This window comes from Aeromonas sp. 55A (assembly GCF_051919665.1).
Taxonomy (GTDB): domain Bacteria; phylum Pseudomonadota; class Gammaproteobacteria; order Enterobacterales; family Aeromonadaceae; genus Aeromonas; species Aeromonas veronii.
The window spans coordinates 1-18,166 of sequence record NZ_JBQBEH010000001.1; the positions used below are offsets into that span (position 1 = coordinate 1).

An 18,166-nucleotide genomic window follows, 5' to 3' on the forward strand; every position below is an offset into this window, starting at 1 on the left:
TCATCCATCGAGAGATGGGCCGGCATGATGGCCGCAATGTGGCGTAAAAAGTAATCGGGAAGGAAGGTGTTGTCGTGCACTGTGCCGTCTTCGTTGACCGAAAAAGAGGGGCGATATCCTACCACAAGGCTAAGAATATTCTGAATCTGAACCCTATCAACAGGCACCGGAATATAAAAAAGCCCGGCACTGGGCCGGGCTTGGATGATATATGAAAAGGGTTGGGATCAGGGGCTGGATACGAGGGCTCCACTCCAGCCACTCTTTCTCGGCCTTGCCGTAGAGCGGATAGCTGTGTCCCGCCTTGACGGTGGGACCCATCTCTTTCTCCGGCGTATTGAAAGCAATGCCGCCGGCCAGCAGGCTCTGCACCGTCTCCACTTCGATAGTGCCGCCGGTCAGCCCGATATCCGCCTTGACCCCGGAGACATTCCAGAAACGGGAGTTGGCTCGCACCAGATGGGCATACTCCTGATCCACGTTGACATCGATCACCACCTCGCTGCCGACGCTCAGGCCATTGACGGAGGGGCTCTTGAGGGTCAGGGCCAGACCCACCGGGCCGACCTGACTCAAGGGGAAGCGATCTTTGCCAGCGCCTTTACCGGGTTGTGCCTCTACAAACGCCCCCTTGATCAGGGTGTCGAGGTGCGCAACCCCGCCTAATCCCAGCTTGGCTTGCACCAGAGTAAAGCGGGCGCCGGACTGCAGGAAACGCTCGGCGTAGTGGCCATCGAGCTCTGCCTTGAAGATCACCTGACCCAGTGACGGCTCCAGCTCGATCTCTTCAATTTTGCCGATATCGACACCGCGATAGCGGATCGGGCTGCCAATCCCGAGCCCCGGATTGCTCTCTGCCACCAGTGACAGCTGGCGCACCTTGGCCTTGGCTTGCTCCCTGGAATCGAACAGTTGATGACAGCTGCGGCCATTGGCCAACCGATCGAACTCGATGGCACCGCGCAGCAAGGTACCGAGGTTGCCCACCTTGACCTGCACCCCATCGACCCGCACCTTGGTGTCGATGGCCGGTTTTTTCCAGAACTGGGGTTGCTGGGCGAGGAGGGGAGCATAGACCCCATCAATCTCGAGTTCGATCTCGACCCCCTCTTTGGCGGCGCGCAGCTGTTTGACCTTGCCCGCTTCCAGCCCCAGATAGAGCACAGGCGAGCCAATGCCAATGCCATCGGCCTGATCTGCCTTGAGCAACCAGCGCTGGGGCTTGGCATCACGGGTGCCGAGCAGAGCCAGCTCCTGACTGGGGTAGAGACGATTAATCCGCTCGCCACTGCTGGCTTGTACCAGCTTGATCCCGCCCCCCAACCAGGCACTGGCCGGACTGGTTTCTACTTTGATGCCGCTCAGATCGGCATCGATCTGCAACGGGGCGGCGCGATAGAAGCGGGCACGGTTGAGCAGATGGCCATAGTTCGGCGCCATCACCAGCTCGACGCTGGCATTGCCGCGCGCATCCAGGGTGAGCTGGCTGATGCGGCCCACCTGCAATCCCTTGTACCAGACAGGGGCATCCTGATTGAGCCCCGCCAGATCGTTAGCCTGCAGCGTCACCTTGGTGCCGCTCTGGGGGGCGCGATCGGTCAGGGTCATCTTCTGTACCGGTTTGCCCGCTACATAGTCGAGGCGAATGGCCGGGCCGGAGAGCAGGCGATCTGCATGCTGCACGCCGGTCGCGGAGAGGGAGACGCTCTCCCACACCAGTTGACTCTTGTCGGTAATGCGGTAAGCCTGCTCCGGATTGATCAGCGCTGTGACCACCCGGCCTTTATCGGTAAGCCGAATGGGGTCGATACGACCGATCTCGATCCCCTCATAGAGGATGGGCATCCCTTCCTTGACCGGAAGATCGCCAGCCGCAATGTCGATACGCTCGCCACGCGCTGCTTCCGCCAGCCCTTTATAGAGGACGAAAGTCTGTCCCTTCTCCGGTTCCGGTGAATCTTTGGGCGAGTCAAAGGCAATGCCCCCGCTCAGGATGGAGGTGAGGCTGCCAGCCTCCACGCTCACCCCGGCCAGACTGAAGGAGCCCTTGATACCGCTGATATTCCAGAAGCGGGTATCAGCTTTGACCAGATGCTCGAAACGCGGCTCGATCACCAGATCCAGAATGACGTTCTGGTTGTCCTGACCCAGGCGGGTATTGATGACGCTGCCCACCTCGATACCGCGGAAATAGAGCTTGGCGCCAATCCCCACCGAACCCAGCGAATCGGCGGTCAGGTGCAGCATCCGCCCCTGAGCCTGATAGCCGGGGGGAGGGCCCTCTAGGGCATCAAAGGTCTCCTCCAGCGGATTGCTTTCACGCCCCGGTTGCAGGTTGATGTAGTTGCCGGAGACCAGGGTATCGAGGCCGGAGATCTCGGTGAGCGACGCCTTGGGGCTCACCAGCCAGAAGTCGGATCCCTTGCGGATCAGCGGTCTGGCACGGCTGTCAATCTTGGCCATCACCGCAATCTTGCGGCCATCTTCAGCCAGCTCCAGCTCTTGCACTACACCGATGGCCACCCCCTGATAACGCACCTGGGTTTTACCCGGCAAGATGCCGTTGCCCTGCGCGAAGTTGATCTGGATAAGCTGGCCACGGCTCAATACCTGCTGATAGAGAAAGCCACCCGCCAGCAGCAGGGCTATCAGGGGTAACAGCCAGACCGGCGATAACCAGCGGCGCTTTTCGATGACGGGTTCAGCCCCGATCATAGTGACTCCTTATTGGCTGGATTAAACAGCACATCAGACAAAAACAGAGAAATCATCAACGGGCCGCCTTGTCCCACAGTAAACGGGTATCGAGCATGCGGGCCGACATCATGGTCAGCACTACCACACCGGCAAAGGCGGTGGCCCCCGGGCCTGCGCGGACACTCAGCAGCACCCCCCGATCGACCAGTGCCACCATCAGCGAAATCACGAACAAGTCCAGCATCGACCAGCGACCAATAAAATCGATCACTCGATACATCACCAGCTGGCGCTTGCGCCGCACCGGTTTGGCCCGCTGCAACTGCCAGCAGATCCAACCCAGCCCCAATATTTTGCCCACAGGCACCAGTATGCTGGCGGTGAGAACTATGGTGGCAATCCCGCTCATTTTGCTGCGATAGAGCATCATGATACCGCTGAAGATGGTATCTGACTGCAGTAACCCCTTGTTATAGAAATGGGTTATGGGCAACAGATTGGCTGGCAATAACATGAAGGTGGCGAGCGCCAGCAAGCCCCACGACCAGGCGAGGGAGCGGGGAATGCGCACCTGCAATTTGCTACTGCAACGGGGGCAGACTGCCCCGGTTTGATAGCGCACCAGCAAACCACAGGTATGGCAGCGGCAGAGCCCCATCTCACGGGCGCTGGTCATGTTCCGGCTCCTTTAACGGGATCCTCGCCCAGTAGGGGGCGGGGTCAAACAGGATCAGCAGGGTCATATTGAGCAGCATCAGAATACCGAGGCTGAGCAAGCCGCCACCGAGGCGCACATCGGCGATGTCGATCAGTTTGAACAGGGCAACCAGCAGGCTGACGATATAGACCTCCAGCATGGCCCAGTGGCGAAACACCTCGACCAGCTTCAAGGTGACGGGAAGAATGTGCCAACGTTTGGCCAGACCCGAAGCCAGCACAAAGATCCCCGCCAATAATCCCACCGGCGCCAACACCGCGCACCAGAGCACCAGGCTGGCCACCCACCATTCGCCCTCGCCAAACAGCACCAGAATACCGCGCAACAGGTCGGCGTCGGTGTTGACCCCAGCCAGCCGCAGATAGATCAGCGGTTCAAAAAAGGCGGAGGGCAGCAGCAAAAAACCGGTGATGGTCAGGGCCATCAACTGAGAGGGACGAAAGGCATAACGACCATAGAGATGCTGATGACAACGCGGGCAGTGGGCATGACGACGCAGCGGCAGTGCTTTGCGCTGGATCAGCAAGTCGCACGCCGGACAGACAATTACGGAACCGGGCTCCATCATACAATTCAACCTGTTGAAGGAATTGGTGAAATTTACCCTAAAACCGGTTTCCTGTCTTGCCTGCGGTCGGAATGTTACGAAAGTATAATTGACGTTAACGTAAACGTGATATTAGATAGCCAGACTAGACAGGTGAAAGGAGTCATGATGTCCAGTTTGTCCCCCTCGGCAGGCTTGCGCTTTCGCACCGCCCTTGCCAATGAACATCCCCTGCAGATCGTCGGCACCATCAACGCCTATATGGCGCTGATGGCCGAGCGCAGCGGTTTTCAAGCCCTCTATCTCTCAGGCGCCGGAGTCGCCAACGCCTCCTACGGATTGCCGGATCTCGGCATGACCTCCCTCAACGACGTGCTGATCGATGCCGAGCGGATCACCGCCGCAACCCGTGTGCCGCTGTTGGTCGATATCGATACCGGCTGGGGGGGGGCGTTTAATATCGCCCGCACCATTCGCGCGTTCGAGCGCGCCGGAGTGGCAGCCGTGCACATGGAAGATCAGGTGGCTCAGAAGCGTTGTGGTCATCGCCCCAACAAGGCGGTGGTCACGCTGGAGGAGATGTGCGATCGCATCAAGGCAGCGGTGGATGCCCGCGAGAATGGCGAGTTCGTCATCATGGCCCGCACCGATGCGCTGGCGGTAGAGGGGATGGAGTCGGCTCTTGAGCGCACCGCCGCCTATGTGGCCGCCGGGGCCGACATGATCTTCGCCGAGGCGGTGACCGAACTGGCCCAGTACGACCTGTTCAAGCAGGTGGCCGGGGTGCCCATCCTTGCCAACATGACCGAGTTCGGCAAAACAGAGTTGTTTGACAAGGAGCAGCTCGCCGCCCACGGGGTCGACATGGTGCTCTATCCATTGAGTGCCAACCGTGCCGCCAATCAGGCCGCCCTCAACGTCTATCACCATATTCGCCAGGATGGTCATCAAAGGGCCGTCGTGGAGACCATGCAGACCCGGGAGTCGCTCTACGACTTCCTCGGATATCACCACTACGAGCAGACACTGGATCGTCTGTTTACAGCCAAGGAATAGGAGGCAGCTTATGGGACAGCAAAAACCGTTGGGTGGGGCAGGTCTGCGCGGCCAAAGCGCAGGTGAGACCAGTATCTGCACAGTAGGCAAGAGCGGCACCGGTCTTACCTATCGCGGCTATGACATCAAGGAGCTGGCCGATAGCGCCCAGTTCGAGGAGGTCGCCTATCTGCTGCTCAAGGGGGAATTGCCCGGTGAGCAGCAGCTTGACGCCTACAAGCGCGAGCTGCGTCGTCTGCGCACCTTGCCCCAGCCGCTGCTGGAGGTACTGGAGCGCATTCCCGCCGATGCCCACCCCATGGATGTGCTGCGCACTGGCTGCTCCATGCTCGGCGATCTGGAGCCGGAAGATGGTTTCGAGCATGAGCATGAAGTGGCGGATCGGCTGCTGGCCGCCTTTCCGGGCATTCTGATCTACTGGTACAAGTTCAGCCATGAAGGTATTCGTATCGTCCTCGATACCGACGAGGAGTGTATCGGTGGCCACTTTCTGGCGCTGCTGCACCAGAAGGCACCGAGCGAGCTGGAGCGGCGGGTGATGCATGTCTCCCTCATCCTCTACGCCGAGCATGAGTTCAACGCCTCCACCTTTGCGGCGCGAGTCTGCGCCTCAACTCTTTCCGACATGTTCTCCTGCATCACCGCCGCCATCGGTACCCTGCGCGGCCCGCTCCATGGCGGGGCCAACGAGGCGGCCATGGCGATGATCGAACATTGGCAAGATGAGACGCAGGCAAGGCGCGAACTGCTGGCCAAGCTGGCGGCCAAGGAGAAGATCATGGGGTTTGGCCACGCCATCTACCGCACTTCTGATCCGCGCAACGTCATCATCAAGGAGTGGTCGGCCAAGCTCGCCGAGGCAGTGGGGGATGATCGCCTCTATCGCGTCTCCTGCGAGGCGGAGAAGGTGATGTGGGAGGAGAAAGAGCTCTTTCCCAACGCCGACTTCTTCCATGCCAGCGCCTATCACTACATGGGGATCCCGACCAAGCTGTTCACGCCTATCTTCGTCTGCTCGCGGGTCACCGGCTGGTGCGCCCACGTGATGGAGCAGCGCGAGCACAACCGGATCATCCGTCCGAGCGCCGATTATGTCGGCCCGGCGCCCCGTCACTTTGTCTCCCTACAACAACGATAAGGAAATCACGATGTCCGCCAACGTCGACGTCAACCACAGACCCGAGCCCGATCAGGTGCTGGTCGATATTGCCGATTATGTCTGCAACCACCCCATTACCAGCAAGGCGGCTCTCGACACCGCCCGTTACTGCCTGATGGATACGCTTGGCTGTGGCCTCTTGGCCCTGCGCTTCCCCGAGTGCACCAAGCACCTTGGCCCTATCGTACCCGGCACCCTAGTCCCCCATGGTGCCCGGGTGCCCGGTACCCAGCTCTGCCTCGATCCGGTTAAAGCAGCATGGGATATCGGCGTCATCATCCGCTGGCTCGATTACAACGACACCTGGCTGGCCGCCGAGTGGGGTCATCCATCCGACAATCTGGGCGGCATTCTCGCCACTGCCGACTGGCTCTCCCGCACCCGCGTCGCCGAGGGCAAGGCGCCGCTCACCATGAGCGATGTGCTGGTGGCCATGGTCAAAGCCCACGAAATTCAGGGAGTACTGGCGCTGGAGAACTCCTTCAATCGAGTCGGTCTCGATCACGTGGTGTTGGTGAAGGTTGCCAGCACCGCCGTGGTGACTCATATGCTGGGGGGCAACCGCGATCAGGTAATCGATGCGGTCTCCCAAGCCTGGGTCGATGGCCAGAGCCTGCGAACTTACCGTCATGCCCCCAATGCGGGGTCGCGCAAGAGCTGGGCGGCGGGGGATGCCACCTCTCGCGCGGTGCGCCTCGCCCTGATCACCATGAGCGGCGAGATGGGCTATCCCGGCGTACTGAGCGCGCCCAAGTGGGGCTTCTACGACGTGCTGTTCAAGGGCAATCAGTTCGCCCTGCATCAGGGGTACGGCAGCTATGTGATGGAGAACGTGCTGTTCAAGATCTCCTATCCCGCCGAGTTCCACGCCCAGACGGCGGTGGAGTGCGCCATGAAGCTGCACGGTCAGGTGAAGGGGCGGCTCGACGAGATCGACCGTATCGAGCTCACCACCCATGAGTCGGCCATTCGCATCATCAGCAAGGTCGGCGCCCTCAATAACCCGGCCGATCGGGATCACTGCCTGCAGTACATGGTGGCGGTGCCTCTGATCTTCGGTCGCCTCATCGCCGAGGATTACGAGGACGATATCGCCGCCGATCCCCGCATCGATGGGCTGCGCAGCAAGATGGTGGTGCAGGAGGACAAGCGCTACAGCCGCGAATATCTGGAGGCAGACAAGCGTTCCATTGCCAACGCCATCCAGATCTTCTTCAAGGACGGTACTCACACCGCCAAGGTGGAGGTGGAGTATCCGGTCGGCCATCGCCGTCGCCGGGAAGAGGGGATCCCGCTGCTGGTGGAGAAATTCCAGCACAATCTGGCCACCCGCTTCCCGGCCAAACGGGTCCGCGATATTCTCGCCCTCTGCCAGGATGGCAAGCAGCTGGCCGCCACCCCGGTGCACGCCTTTATGGATCTGCTGGTGATCTGATCGCTCTTGCATTGGCCAACATATCGGCAAACAGTGATAAACGAAAAGCGGGCTCATCGGCCCGCTTTGTTATTCTGGCGGCTTATCCCTCGATAAGCCTTACCCAAGCGCACTGCTGTCGCCGTTAAAGAGCTCCGTCATGATGGCCGTCTCGCGACTGGCGATGGTCTCGAGAAACTCGTTGGCACGCCCCATCTGATGACACACCTGATAGCCGCGCTCGACAAAGGAGAAGAGCTCGCCCAGCCCCGCCAGATGGGCGGGCCCTGACACCAGCTTGAGGGTTGCCCCCACCAGCGGCTTTCTCGCCAGTCTGTCCAGCGTCATGCCAAGCTCGCTCACCAGCGTAATCTGATGCTCCCGACGCGCCTGTTCACCCACGGCACGATAGGCGATGGTGTAGTGGTCCGGCGTGATGGGATCAATGCCATCAATGCGCCGCAGTGCCACCACCATCAGATAATCCAGCTCTTCGGAGAGGGCATCAAGCTCGATCGCCTGCGCCAGCACCTTGAGGCCGGACTCCGGCAACAGTCGCTCGGCGGTCGGCATCACCCGCATCACGTCCGCATCGCGGCGGGCGCAATCCCCGGGGCCATAGAGATCGGTCAGGAAAAACTCGGCGGCAGGGCCATAGCGGTCACTCTCCAGTAGATCTCGATGGGTTCGCCCCAACCGGTCGGCCTGCCACTGGCGTAGCCGATCCCGATCCTGCTGATCTTCCGGGTGGGCACGCATCTGCTCGCGCAAGGCTGCAACCCGCTTGAGCAGGCGGTAGAGCCGACCCAGGGTGCTATCGTCGTCGTGGGCATGTTCTTGATGCGTCATCTACAGCTCTCTGGCCTTGGGCCCATTGATAGGGATTGGGTGATACGAAGATACAAGTGAATGAAAAACAAGCAGCTTTTGCTGACCGTTCCGTGACAAGTGTAGCGCGCACGGGGGAGGGAATAAATGCCATGCCCCGCTGATGGCCTGCATCCCTCTCGACTCTGTTAAGTGAGTCCCATTTATGTGAACCATCCTTTCATTTGTTGTGAACATGTGTTTAATATCAATAACTAACTTATGACCCAGAGTAACGACCATGTTCTTCAACTCGCTCGCTGGCAGCAGCGCACTCTCTATCATTCAGATCAGCCGTCAGCATCCGCTGGGATTGGCCGCCGCCCGGCTCGCGGCCGAAGCCATCGCTGCGGACATGAGCGAGAGCTATCAACTCGATTGCGAATGGGCAGATGAAGAGGAGACCGAGCTACACTTTCGCGGCTCAGGGGTACATGGCACTCTCACCCTGGACGAAGATACCCTGGAACTGGAAGTGCATCTTGGCTTGATGCTGTTGCCGGTACGCAGCGTACTGGAGCAAGAGATCCTCGATTATGTCGACAATCGCTTACCTTGCCCCAAACGTGTTTGAAACTTTTCGTTGCACTGGCTTTAAATAAACCAGCTGTAAACGATGGCTGTTTGAAATAAGTTGGCAAGCCATATGGTTTGTCAGATTTATTATTCGGCGAGGTCTCGATTCTATTTTGTAAGTAATCTTTCATCTTTATTTCATATTTCGAGTCGGCACTCATTAATGTCATTCTGATTGCATCAAGTCTTCATCCGGATATGAGGGCAGAAGCAATTTGCCGCCTCGATAAATTCATTTTGTAGGGAAACAACCATGCCACTGAGTGAATTTATCTCCTGCGTCGATACCGCCTGGTTACGCATGGACAGACCCAACAACCTGATGCAGATCATCGGTGTCCTGATGTTTGAAGGAGAGCTTGATGAAGCGCGTCTGCGGGCCGGATTGCGCCATACCATTTCGGTGCAACCCCGCTTTCACCAGCGGGCCGTGCTGGAAGGGGGCTCCTACTACTGGCGTCATGATCCCGATTTCGATCTCGATCAGCACCTCAAGCGAGTGATCCTGCCGGGTGAAGCAGGCAAGCTGGAGCTGGAGAAGCTGGTGGCCGATCTCGCCTCGACGCCGCTCAACCACCAGCGCCCCCTGTGGGATATGCACCTGACCGACACGTCGCTGGGTGGGCAAGCGCTGGTGGTGCGCATTCACCACGCCATGGGCGACGGCTTCTCGCTGGTGCGGGCCATGCTGACCATGATGGATAACACCCCGGAAGGGGCGCCGCTACCACCGTCACCGGAGCCACTGGATGACAGCGATGACGAGGATGAGGAGGATTGCCACCAGGGCAGCCGTCTGGTGCGGGCCGGCCTCAAGCTGACCGGTAGCCTCTGGTCCAAATATGTCGAAGTGGTCACCCATCCCACCAAGGCGGTGGATTACCTCAAGACCGGGCGGGATGTGGCGAGCGAGCTGTGCAATATCGCCACCCTCGGTGATGATTCACCCTGCCGCCTGCGTGGCAAGACCACCAGCACCAAGCGGGTGGCCTGGTCGGAGCAAATTGATCTACCGGATATCAAGGCAGTGGGCAAGGTTCTGGGCTGCTCGGTCAACGATCTGCTGATCGCCGCCACCGCAGGGGCGTTTCGCCACTACCTGCAGGAGAAGGGGGATGATGCCAACAAGGTCAAGATCCGCGCCCTGGTGCCGGTCAATATGCGTGCACCGGACGATGAGGGGGCACTTGGCAACCGCTTCGGGCTGGTGGCCCTGGACTTGCCACTGGATGTTGAACACCCGTTGCAGCGGCTCTATACCGTACGTGACCGGATGCAGGCGCTGCGCACCTCGCTGCAACCCGTGGTAGTGCTCAACTTGTTACATGCCCTTGGCATGGCACCCAATGCGGTGCAGCAGCAGGCAGTCGAGCTGCTCACGGCCAAGGCCAGCGCGGTGATCACCAATGTGCCTGGCCCGCAGCAGACCCTCTATCTGGCTGGAGCAAAATTGCGTCAGCCGCTGTTCTGGGTGCCGCAATCGGGGGATATCGGCGTCGGCGTCTCCATCCTCTCTTACGATCACAAGGTGCAGCTTGGCCTTATCACCGACAAGAAGCTGGTTCCGGATCCGGATCGGGTGGTCGAGCGGTTTGCAGTGGAATTCGAGCAACTGCTGTTGCTGGTGCTGATGGAGCCGGAGCTGTTGTTTGACCCCAACGGGCTGGATGCGCTGCTCGGTTAAGCGAGCATTTGAAAGACCGATGGCGGCGTAGCCAACCGATCAGCACCCATCATAAAAGAGGCCAACCCGCGGGTTGGCCTCTTGTTTTGCTACCTCTTAGTGGCAGGAGTGGCGGTTAATCCTCCAGCTCTTCCCGCGCCGCCTCCACATCGAGACGCTCCATGGCATCCATGGGTTCGCACTCGGCCGCTTCGGCATAGAGGGCTTCGGCGGCTTTCAGGCGGCTCTTGCCGTGCAGCATCACCTGTGCGTTGGCGTACTCCATGCGGGCGATAGCCGAGTCGGGGATCAGCGCCAGCGCTTCCTTGAAGTGACGCTCGGACTCCTCCTTCTTGGCGCCATAGGTGAGGCCGCCGATCATGGCCCCCAGCTTGTCGACGATCTCCGCGTGCCAGGCGCCAAAGGCAATATGGGCCTCGGCGTGATCTGGCGCCAGCTCCAGCGCCTTCTCAAGGCTTGCCTTGATCTTGTCGCCAATTCCTTGCGAGAGGGCCTTGGAGATGGAAATGACCTGACTGTAGCGACCGAGGGCCAGCGCGTGGAAATACCAGGCGTTGGCGTTCTTGGGCTGGCGTTTTTGCAGCTTCTCGGCATGGCTGGCTGCCCGCTCGAAGGCGGCGCGCTTGGCATACTTGTCTTCCAGCAGATAGCTGGCGTGGATAACCAGCGCCTTGTTTGCCACATTGAGGCCCGCCTCACCGACCGCTTCGCCAAGGGCGACGGCCCGGGCAAAATCCCCGGCATGATAGGCCCGCCAGGCATCCTGTACCTGCTCATCCTCGGGCCAGGGTTCGGCATCCCCCTGATGGAGACGCTCCCAGTTGTCCGCCAGCTTCTGGCCAGCATACTCATAGGCCGCATCCTCGTAGGGGAAGGGGACAAATTCGAGTTGTGAAGTGGTCATGCTTGTTCTCCCTGTAGCATGTGAATCAAACCTTGTCGGTGTAGTGATGGGCGAGGGCGCCCAGATGAGCGCGGGCATCGGCCCGCAAATAGGGTGCGACCAGCTGCATCACCTGAAAGACGCCGAGGGCGATATCGGCGTCCGCCTTGGGGTGCAGTGCCCGCTGATAAGAGATCCAGAATGTGCCAACAAGCGCCACATTGGCCGCCAGCGTGCGCATCTGTTGCGCCGTGCCCTCCATCAGCCCGACCGTTTGCAGATGGTTGCAAATGGCGATGGCGGTCTGCTCCTTGCGGCGCAGCAGGGCGGAAAAGCGCTGTTCCACCTGATGATAACCACTCATCAGGGTCGCGATATCATAGTAGAGGAAACGGTACTGCCAGATGGCTTCAAACATCAGGTGGAGAAAGAGCCAGATATCTTCTGGCTCATCGGACGGGGTGCTGACCGCCTCCAGCAGGCGATCCATCTGCTGTTCAAATTCGCAGAACAGGGCGTTGACGATCTCCTCCTTGTTGTGGAAGTGGTAGTAGAGATTGCCCTGGCTGATCTCCATCTCGGCCGCAATGGCCGAGGTGGTGACGCTGGGTTCCCCTTGTCGATTGAAGCAGGTGAGGGCAGTGGTCAGGATCCGCTCCCGGGTACGACGTTTGAGTTTGCGATCCATGCTACTCCTTTGGTGATGAACGGCGCACGCCGTGGCGATAGCGTTTGGCAAGCCAGTGCTGCAACTGCTCCAGCGACTTGTCGAGGGCGGCAACCGAGCCAATGCCGGGGGCCAGCAGGGTGCGATCTTCATCGGCCAGCGCGGCCAGATTGAGCTCGAGGCCATGCTTGGCCAGCACCGGCGCCAGCTCGTTACGACGCAGCCAGAGATCGCGGCGGGTATGCTGGTAAGCGTGCTCGCATAGGCGGCGACGATCCCGGTAACTGAACACATTGGTGAAGAACATCTCGCCATCGGCTGAAGAGGGCTCAAACAGCAGGGCGTCGGCGTCGGGATATTGGTGTTTGTAGCGATCCATCCCCACATGCATGCGGGAGTGGATGATGGCGCGAAAAGTCTGGGCCAGCACCACCGGCAGACCGCTGTCCACCAGATTGGTCGGCGCGCCGGCGGCCATGTCCGCATCATAGGGCACCAGCGGATTGATGCAGAACACAAGATCCGCACCCTCTTCCAGCGCTACCGAAGCGTGCAGGGTCTTGATCAGCGCCCCGTCCACATAGTAACGCCCGTTAATCAATGAAGGGGGGAAGAGACCGGGCAGAGCGGCCGACGCCTGTACCGCCGCCGAGATGGGCACGTCATCGAGCCCCGGGCTACCAAAGGCAACCGGATGACCGGTGTCGAGTTCGGTTGCGACCACAAACAGTCGGCTGCGCAGCTGGCGAAAATCGTTGCTGCGACCGGGACGAGAGAAAAACTGGGTCAGGGTGCGATCTACCCCGCGGTTGTCAAACAGTCCGGTCGGAATGGCCTTGGAGAGCCCCTGCAGCGATTCAAACAGGCTGCGCTTCCAGGGCGCCGCCAAATAGTAGGTCAGGCTCTGCCACGCCAGCGGCGGGAGCGAGGTCAGGCGGTCGGCATATTCACGAAAGGCGGGGCGCAGCAAGGTGGCCGGGTCAAACATCTCCCCCGAATCATCGCTGAGCAGGATCCGCACCAGCTTAGCCGGCGAGATACCGTTGGCCAGCGCCGAGGCCACCACGGCCCCCGAACTGACGCCAACATAGATATCAGCATGGTCAAGGCGCAGGCCGTTGATGCTGTCAGAGAGGGCTGCGCAGGCACCGATCTCGTAGATGCCGCCGAGCGGCCCGCCGCCAGCAAGGGCAATTGCGATGGTACTCATAGCGTCGCCTCTCTATCCATGACATTCACCATGACAAGACCGGCCCAGCGCAGGGCATGGGCCGGTATCAATTACCTTCCGTCACCACGAGGGATCAGGGCAGGACGCTCTCTGCTTTGGCCTTCACCTCTTTCACCGCGTCTTCGGCGGCGGAGAGGAGATCGGCGGCCTGCTCAACCACGGCCTCTTTAGCCTTGGCTACCGGTGCCTTCTTTACCGGAGGCTTGCGGGCAGCGGGCTTTTTGGCGGCAGCCGGTTTGGCTTCTGCGGCCGGGGCTTCTTCTTCCTGTGCATCCAGCAGTTGCTGGACCACATCGGTCAGCTCGGCCATGCGCTTGGAGAGCTTGTCGATATCCTTGCGTGTCGGGATGCCGAGGCTGGCCACAGCGCGTGCCACGCGATCTTCAAACACCTGCTCCAGACGGCCCCAGGTATTGGCGGTCTTATCGGTCACAGCGGCAATCTTCTCATCTGCGCTCTGACGGGTTTTTGCTTGCAGCGCTTCACCTTCTTGCACCAGGGCTTCAAAGATCTTGCCACCCTCTTCCTGTGCTTTGGCATAGGCACCCAGACCCGCCAACCAGATCTGCTGGGTGGACTCCTTGATGGTGGAGGTGAGTTGGTTGTCGGTCACTGACCCTGCCAGCGCTTTCAATTTCTTAGCCATGATCTTCTCCTTGAATAACGACAGATAAATGTAATGGCGACAACGAAACTGCAATCGGGTTGTGGCATTACTGATTTTTCAACTTCAGTCTAGGGACAAAAAATAGAGGGTTCTACCTAATAACGGAACAGGCACACCACCGAAATTAGGGTTTGCTCACGAACCGACAATCAAATTGCGGATTCCCATATGAATCGTGATATATCTAACAACCTAGTAACACCCTAATCAGTAGCAGGATTCTCTTTATGAACTATTTCATTACTGGCGGTAGTGGTTTTATCGGGCGTCGATTGATCAAAAAGTTATTCCAACAGCATCCCGACTGTATCGTCTATTTTCTGATGCGCGCCTCTCATCAGGATAAATTGCCGGAGTTATTTGCATTCTGGAATGTGGATGAATCGCGCGCAGTCCCGGTTTTTGGTGACATGACGCAACCGCTGCTGGGGGTGTCGGTCGAGATGCAGGAGCAGTTGATCGGCAAGATCGACCACTTCTTCCATCTGGCTGCTATCTATGATCTGAACGCCAAGGCCGGGATCCAGCAGCAGGTCAACACCGAAGGGACCCGTCAAGCCGTTCAACTTGCCGAGCGGCTGGGGACGGGGCAGTTCCATCACTGCAGCTCCATCGCTGCCGCGGGCCTGTTCGATGGTCTGTTTCGCGAGGATATGTTTGATGAAGCCGAGCACCTCGACATGCCTTACTTCCAGACCAAGCACGAAGCGGAAGGGATTGTGCGAAACGAGTGCACAGTTCCGTGGCGAGTCTATCGACCGGGGATCGTTGTCGGTGACTCCAACACCGGCGAGATGGACAAGATCGACGGTCCTTACTACTTCTTCAAGACCATCCAGAAGCTGCGCCGTCTGCTGCCGCCCTGGATGCCCGCCATCGGGGTTGAGGGCGGGCGCATCAACATAGTGCCTGTCAACTTTGTGGTCGATGCCATGGTGCATATCGCCCATCAGGAGGGCGAGGAGAACAAGACCTTCCACCTGACCGACCCCAACCCGATGCGGGTTGGCGACATGCTGAGCACCTTCTCCCGCGCCGCCCATGCGCCGGAGCCTGCGATCCGCATCAACGCCTCTCTCTTTAACTTCATTCCCCGCCACCTGACCGCCATGCTGATGACCATGGCGCCGGTGCGCCGCATCCGCGATGCCGCCATCGCCGATCTGGGTCTGCCCAAGGATGTGTTCCGCCTTATCAGCTATCCCACCCGTTTCGACAGTCGCGAAACCCAGCGGGTACTGAAAGGGACAGGCATCGAAGTGCCACCGCTGCACAGCTACGCCTGGCGGTTATGGGATTACTGGGAGCGCCACCTCGACCCGGAGCTCTTCATCGATCGCTCCCTGCGTGGGCGGGTCGAGGGCAAGGTGGTACTGGTGACCGGAGCCACCTCTGGTATCGGCCGTGCAACCGCGCGCAAGCTGGCGGGTGCGGGGGCCAACGTCGTTACCATCGCTCGCGACGAGCAGAAGATTGCCGAGACTAAAGCGGAGTTTGCCGAGCTGGGGCTGACCATCGAAATCTATCAGGGGGATCTCTCCAATCTGGCGCAGGCCGAGGAGATCACCGCTCGCATCGTGGCCGATCACGGTGGCGTCGATATTCTGGTCAACAATGCCGGCCGCTCCATCCGCCGCTCCATCGAGGACTCCTTCGATCGCTTCCACGATCTGGAGCGCACCATGCAGCTCAACTACTTTGGCGCGCTCAAGGTGATCATGGGGGTGCTGCCCACCATGATCGAGAAGAAAAAAGGGCACATCATCAACATCTCCTCCATCGGGGTGTTGACCAATGCACCACGCTTCTCCGCCTATGTTGCCTCCAAGTCGGCCCTTGATGCCTGGGTGCGTACCGCCGCCTCCGAGTTTGCCGATAAAGGGGTGAGCTTCTCCATCATCAATATGCCGCTGGTGAAAACGCCGATGGTCGCACCGACCAAGGTCTATGAGCAGGTACCGATGATGACGCCGGAAGAGGCGGCCGATCTGGTGTGCGATACCATCATCAACAAGCATGTTCGTCTGGCCACTCGCCTCGGGGTATTTGGTCAGGTGGTTCACGCTCTGGCTCCGCGTGTCGCTCAGGTCATCATGAACACCAGCTTCCGCACCTTTGCCGATCCCAAGGATGGCGACAAATCCAAGGCCACCGCCGATCAGGTTGCCGTCTCGACCCTGATCAAGGGGATACACTTCTAACCGGGTGATGGGATAAAGAGATCAACAGGGGCCTGAGCAATCAGGCCCCTGTTTTATTTGGAATAGCAGTTGAAGAACGGTTAAGGAGGGTCAGACTCGGGACAGCAGATAAAGCAGCAGATCAGTCGTGCGGCGCGAGTAGAGCAGAGAGAGATGGCCAATGGCAGGCAACTCGATATCTTCCATTCCCGCCAATCGTTGCCGCTCCTGCGGCATCACCACATTGTCGTGACTGGTGCGCACCGAGATACCGGGCACGCAAAGCGGCACCGAGGCAAAACGCTGTAACCAACCGGAACCGGGCTCCATCTCACGGGCATTGGCCCCAAGCCCAAGGGCGGCAAGCTGACTGCCCTGATGAGGGGTGGCCAGCGTGATCAGCCGTGCGACCTTGTCACCACCATGGATAGCCAGATAGTCGCGGCAGACCAGCCCGCCCATACTGTGGCCGACCAGTACCAGCTTGTCAGCCCCGGTTTGCGCCAGCACATCGTCAATTCGCTTGGCCAATAGCGGCACCATGTCATCGATATGACCAAATGGTGGCATCAGGGTAATGGTGGCGACCACATGGCCTGCTGTCTCCAGTCGGGTGCGCTGGGTACGCCAGATCCCGCGACTGCAACCGTAACCATGCACCAGCAATACGGGGCGCTGGCATGGACGCAGCCGATCGGGTGCCATCAGCAAAGGCTCGAACGGCAACAGCAAGGTGAAGGTGTAGAGGTAGGCCAGCATCTCCTGCGCCATCATCTTCACCCTGCGCCAGGGGCCGATAGCCGGGGAGGGGTAGAAACGGGTAAACAGCCAGCTGCCGAGCACCACCAGACAACGCAACCCAAGCAGGGCAAACACAACAAACAGCAGGGTCAGCAACCAGGGGAATCCCACGACCAAGTGGGCGATACTCCCAAGGAGCAGCACCTCTACCATCAGCAGGATAAACAGGTGTCGTACGATCGTCATAAGGCCATGATCCGACCAGTCAGGCGTGGAAGTCAAACGGCACTTTGAGACAGCTTGATCCAGCGCGGCTTTTGTCGCTAACCCCCGGCGAACTCTTTTCCGATGAGGTTATTTGCAATACTGTATATCCATACATATACTCTATCCATCATCACCAAGAGGAGGCCATCATGGCTGTCGAGATCAAATATGTGGTTGTTCGTGGGGGAGTGGAAAAAATGACCTTTGCCAGCAAAAAAGAGGCCGATGCCTATGACAAGCTGCTGGATACGGCCGACGAGTTGATGACCCTGTTGGCTGGTGCCCCGATCGAGTTGGCGCCAGAGCAGCAAGAGAGTCTGGCATTCTACTTGGCAGAGCAGCGCGATGTGCTGCAAACCCTGCTGCGCGGCGGCAAGGTTCAGTCAGGCACGAAATAGGAAGAGGCCCCAGCAGCCAAGCGCAAGGAGAAGCCACTAAAGCAGGTGGCCTGATTGCACAGACCTGCTATTTCTCGGGATAAACAGCTCGCGGCATTCACTTTATTTGCATTTAAAACCACTTTCACGGCTATTTACCCCGAGAATTTTTTAACCATTCTGCATATCCCATGCATAACTGAATAGCGTGCACCACTGAGCGACACCAGCCAGATCTATGAGGAAATAATGAGCAAACAGTGGAGAGAACGTTATCCAGATCGCTCCTGGTGACCTTAATCAGCAACAACAAGAGGCAGTACCAATCCCAATAGAAGCCGCATTCATGTATCACGAGCCCTTTTCTAGCAACTCGGCTCACAGGCTCATACCGACTCATCTCAGCATCAACAAGCAACACCATGACTCAACAAC

The 18,166-nt window shown here is 59.1% G+C and carries 15 protein-coding genes and 1 pseudogene; 7 read left to right on the forward strand and 9 right to left on the reverse strand.

The genetic code is table 11. The features are described 5' to 3' along the window. Positions 1-231: 231 nt before the first annotated feature. From ACTG2G_RS00005 to ACTG2G_RS00015, 3 genes and pseudogenes are all read right to left on the reverse strand, one after another. Positions 232-2,715, reverse strand: a pseudogene (locus ACTG2G_RS00005) (MlaD family protein); the annotation flags it as partial. 55 nt (positions 2,716-2,770) lie between these two features. After that, positions 2,771-3,373 (reverse strand): paraquat-inducible protein A, encoded by a 603-nt coding sequence (locus ACTG2G_RS00010; protein ID WP_058057039.1) that lies wholly within the window; start codon positions 3,371-3,373, stop codon positions 2,771-2,773. Further along, positions 3,357-3,983, reverse strand: coding sequence for a paraquat-inducible protein A (locus ACTG2G_RS00015; RefSeq protein ID WP_005345516.1), 627 nt, complete (start codon positions 3,981-3,983; stop codon positions 3,357-3,359). The genes ACTG2G_RS00010 and ACTG2G_RS00015 overlap by 17 nt, the downstream gene beginning before the upstream one ends. Positions 3,984-4,130: 147 nt before the next feature. Here ACTG2G_RS00015 and prpB point away from each other — a divergent pair, with 147 nt between their 5' ends. The 3 genes from prpB to ACTG2G_RS00030 are packed head-to-tail and all read left to right on the forward strand — an operon-like array spanning position 4,131 to position 7,612. Next, a complete protein-coding gene (prpB, locus tag ACTG2G_RS00020; RefSeq protein WP_421386489.1) occupies positions 4,131-5,018 on the forward strand; it encodes a methylisocitrate lyase in 888 nt (295 codons plus the stop codon). Between the two features lie 10 nt (positions 5,019-5,028). After that, a complete protein-coding gene (prpC, locus tag ACTG2G_RS00025) occupies positions 5,029-6,156 on the forward strand; it encodes a bifunctional 2-methylcitrate synthase/citrate synthase (protein ID WP_421386443.1) in 1,128 nt (375 codons plus the stop codon). Positions 6,157-6,166: 10 nt separating this feature from the next. Continuing rightward, positions 6,167-7,612, forward strand: coding sequence for a bifunctional 2-methylcitrate dehydratase/aconitate hydratase (locus tag ACTG2G_RS00030; protein ID WP_421386444.1), 1,446 nt, complete (start codon positions 6,167-6,169; stop codon positions 7,610-7,612). A 99-nt stretch (positions 7,613-7,711) separates the two neighbouring features. Here ACTG2G_RS00030 and ACTG2G_RS00035 read toward each other — a convergent pair whose 3' ends face one another. Beyond that, a complete protein-coding gene (locus tag ACTG2G_RS00035) occupies positions 7,712-8,440 on the reverse strand; it encodes an FFLEELY motif protein (protein ID WP_421386446.1) in 729 nt (242 codons plus the stop codon). 259 nt (positions 8,441-8,699) lie between these two features. Between ACTG2G_RS00035 and ACTG2G_RS00040 the strand changes: the two genes are divergently transcribed. Beyond that, positions 8,700-9,032, forward strand: a complete 333-nt coding sequence (locus ACTG2G_RS00040; protein ID WP_139494332.1) for a polyhydroxyalkanoic acid system family protein — start codon at positions 8,700-8,702, stop codon at positions 9,030-9,032. Between the two features lie 255 nt (positions 9,033-9,287). Continuing rightward, positions 9,288-10,718 carry a wax ester/triacylglycerol synthase family O-acyltransferase gene (locus tag ACTG2G_RS00045; RefSeq protein WP_421386448.1) on the forward strand — a complete coding sequence of 477 codons (1,431 nt, stop codon included), beginning with the start codon at positions 9,288-9,290 and terminating at the stop codon, positions 10,716-10,718. 115 nt (positions 10,719-10,833) lie between these two features. Here the strand turns inward: ACTG2G_RS00045 and ACTG2G_RS00050 are convergent, their stop codons facing one another. The 4 genes from ACTG2G_RS00050 to ACTG2G_RS00065 form a co-directional block, all read right to left on the reverse strand. Beyond that, positions 10,834-11,622 (reverse strand): hypothetical protein, encoded by a 789-nt coding sequence (locus ACTG2G_RS00050; protein ID WP_429205375.1) that lies wholly within the window; start codon positions 11,620-11,622, stop codon positions 10,834-10,836. 25 nt (positions 11,623-11,647) lie between these two features. Further along, positions 11,648-12,289: a TetR/AcrR family transcriptional regulator gene (locus ACTG2G_RS00055; RefSeq protein WP_421386450.1), complete on the reverse strand. Its 642-nt coding sequence runs from the start codon at positions 12,287-12,289 to the stop codon at positions 11,648-11,650. 1 nt (position 12,290) lies between these two features. Then, positions 12,291-13,478 carry a patatin-like phospholipase family protein gene (locus tag ACTG2G_RS00060; RefSeq protein WP_439984985.1) on the reverse strand — a complete coding sequence of 396 codons (1,188 nt, stop codon included), beginning with the start codon at positions 13,476-13,478 and terminating at the stop codon, positions 12,291-12,293. A 94-nt stretch (positions 13,479-13,572) separates the two neighbouring features. Further along, complete coding sequence (locus ACTG2G_RS00065) at positions 13,573-14,145, reverse strand: phasin family protein (protein WP_005333118.1); 573 nt, start codon at positions 14,143-14,145, stop codon at positions 13,573-13,575. Positions 14,146-14,393: 248 nt separating this feature from the next. Between ACTG2G_RS00065 and ACTG2G_RS00070 the strand changes: the two genes are divergently transcribed. Continuing rightward, positions 14,394-16,367, forward strand: a complete 1,974-nt coding sequence (locus tag ACTG2G_RS00070; protein WP_124929443.1) for an SDR family oxidoreductase — start codon at positions 14,394-14,396, stop codon at positions 16,365-16,367. A gap of 90 nt (positions 16,368-16,457) precedes the next feature. Here ACTG2G_RS00070 and ACTG2G_RS00075 read toward each other — a convergent pair whose 3' ends face one another. Then, positions 16,458-17,333, reverse strand: coding sequence for an esterase/lipase family protein (locus ACTG2G_RS00075; RefSeq protein WP_439984987.1), 876 nt, complete (start codon positions 17,331-17,333; stop codon positions 16,458-16,460). Positions 17,334-17,503: 170 nt separating this feature from the next. Here ACTG2G_RS00075 and ACTG2G_RS00080 point away from each other — a divergent pair, with 170 nt between their 5' ends. Continuing rightward, complete coding sequence (locus ACTG2G_RS00080; protein ID WP_439984988.1) at positions 17,504-17,752, forward strand: YebG family protein; 249 nt, start codon at positions 17,504-17,506, stop codon at positions 17,750-17,752. The last annotated feature ends 414 nt before the right edge of the window (positions 17,753-18,166 follow it).

Bases quoted from the DNA above. Each gene is read 5' to 3' on its own strand.
- ACTG2G_RS00060 (WP_439984985.1), bottom strand. From the start codon at position 13,478: ATGAGTACCATCGCAATTGCCCTTGCTGGCGGCGGGCCGCTCGGCGGC.
- ACTG2G_RS00040 (WP_139494332.1), top strand. From the start codon at position 8,700: ATGTTCTTCAACTCGCTCGCTGGCAGCAGCGCACTCTCTATCATTCAG.
- prpB (WP_421386489.1), top strand. From the start codon at position 4,131: ATGTCCAGTTTGTCCCCCTCGGCAGGCTTGCGCTTTCGCACCGCCCTT.
- ACTG2G_RS00065 (WP_005333118.1), bottom strand. From the start codon at position 14,145: ATGGCTAAGAAATTGAAAGCGCTGGCAGGGTCAGTGACCGACAACCAA.
- ACTG2G_RS00010 (WP_058057039.1), bottom strand. From the start codon at position 3,373: ATGACCAGCGCCCGTGAGATGGGGCTCTGCCGCTGCCATACCTGTGGT.
- ACTG2G_RS00045 (WP_421386448.1), top strand. From the start codon at position 9,288: ATGCCACTGAGTGAATTTATCTCCTGCGTCGATACCGCCTGGTTACGC.
- ACTG2G_RS00075 (WP_439984987.1), bottom strand. From the start codon at position 17,333: ATGACGATCGTACGACACCTGTTTATCCTGCTGATGGTAGAGGTGCTG.
- ACTG2G_RS00050 (WP_429205375.1), bottom strand. From the start codon at position 11,622: ATGACCACTTCACAACTCGAATTTGTCCCCTTCCCCTACGAGGATGCG.
- ACTG2G_RS00015 (WP_005345516.1), bottom strand. From the start codon at position 3,983: ATGATGGAGCCCGGTTCCGTAATTGTCTGTCCGGCGTGCGACTTGCTG.
- ACTG2G_RS00070 (WP_124929443.1), top strand. From the start codon at position 14,394: ATGAACTATTTCATTACTGGCGGTAGTGGTTTTATCGGGCGTCGATTG.
- ACTG2G_RS00035 (WP_421386446.1), bottom strand. From the start codon at position 8,440: ATGACGCATCAAGAACATGCCCACGACGACGATAGCACCCTGGGTCGG.
- ACTG2G_RS00030 (WP_421386444.1), top strand. From the start codon at position 6,167: ATGTCCGCCAACGTCGACGTCAACCACAGACCCGAGCCCGATCAGGTG.
- ACTG2G_RS00055 (WP_421386450.1), bottom strand. From the start codon at position 12,289: ATGGATCGCAAACTCAAACGTCGTACCCGGGAGCGGATCCTGACCACT.
- prpC (WP_421386443.1), top strand. From the start codon at position 5,029: ATGGGACAGCAAAAACCGTTGGGTGGGGCAGGTCTGCGCGGCCAAAGC.
- ACTG2G_RS00080 (WP_439984988.1), top strand. From the start codon at position 17,504: ATGGCTGTCGAGATCAAATATGTGGTTGTTCGTGGGGGAGTGGAAAAA.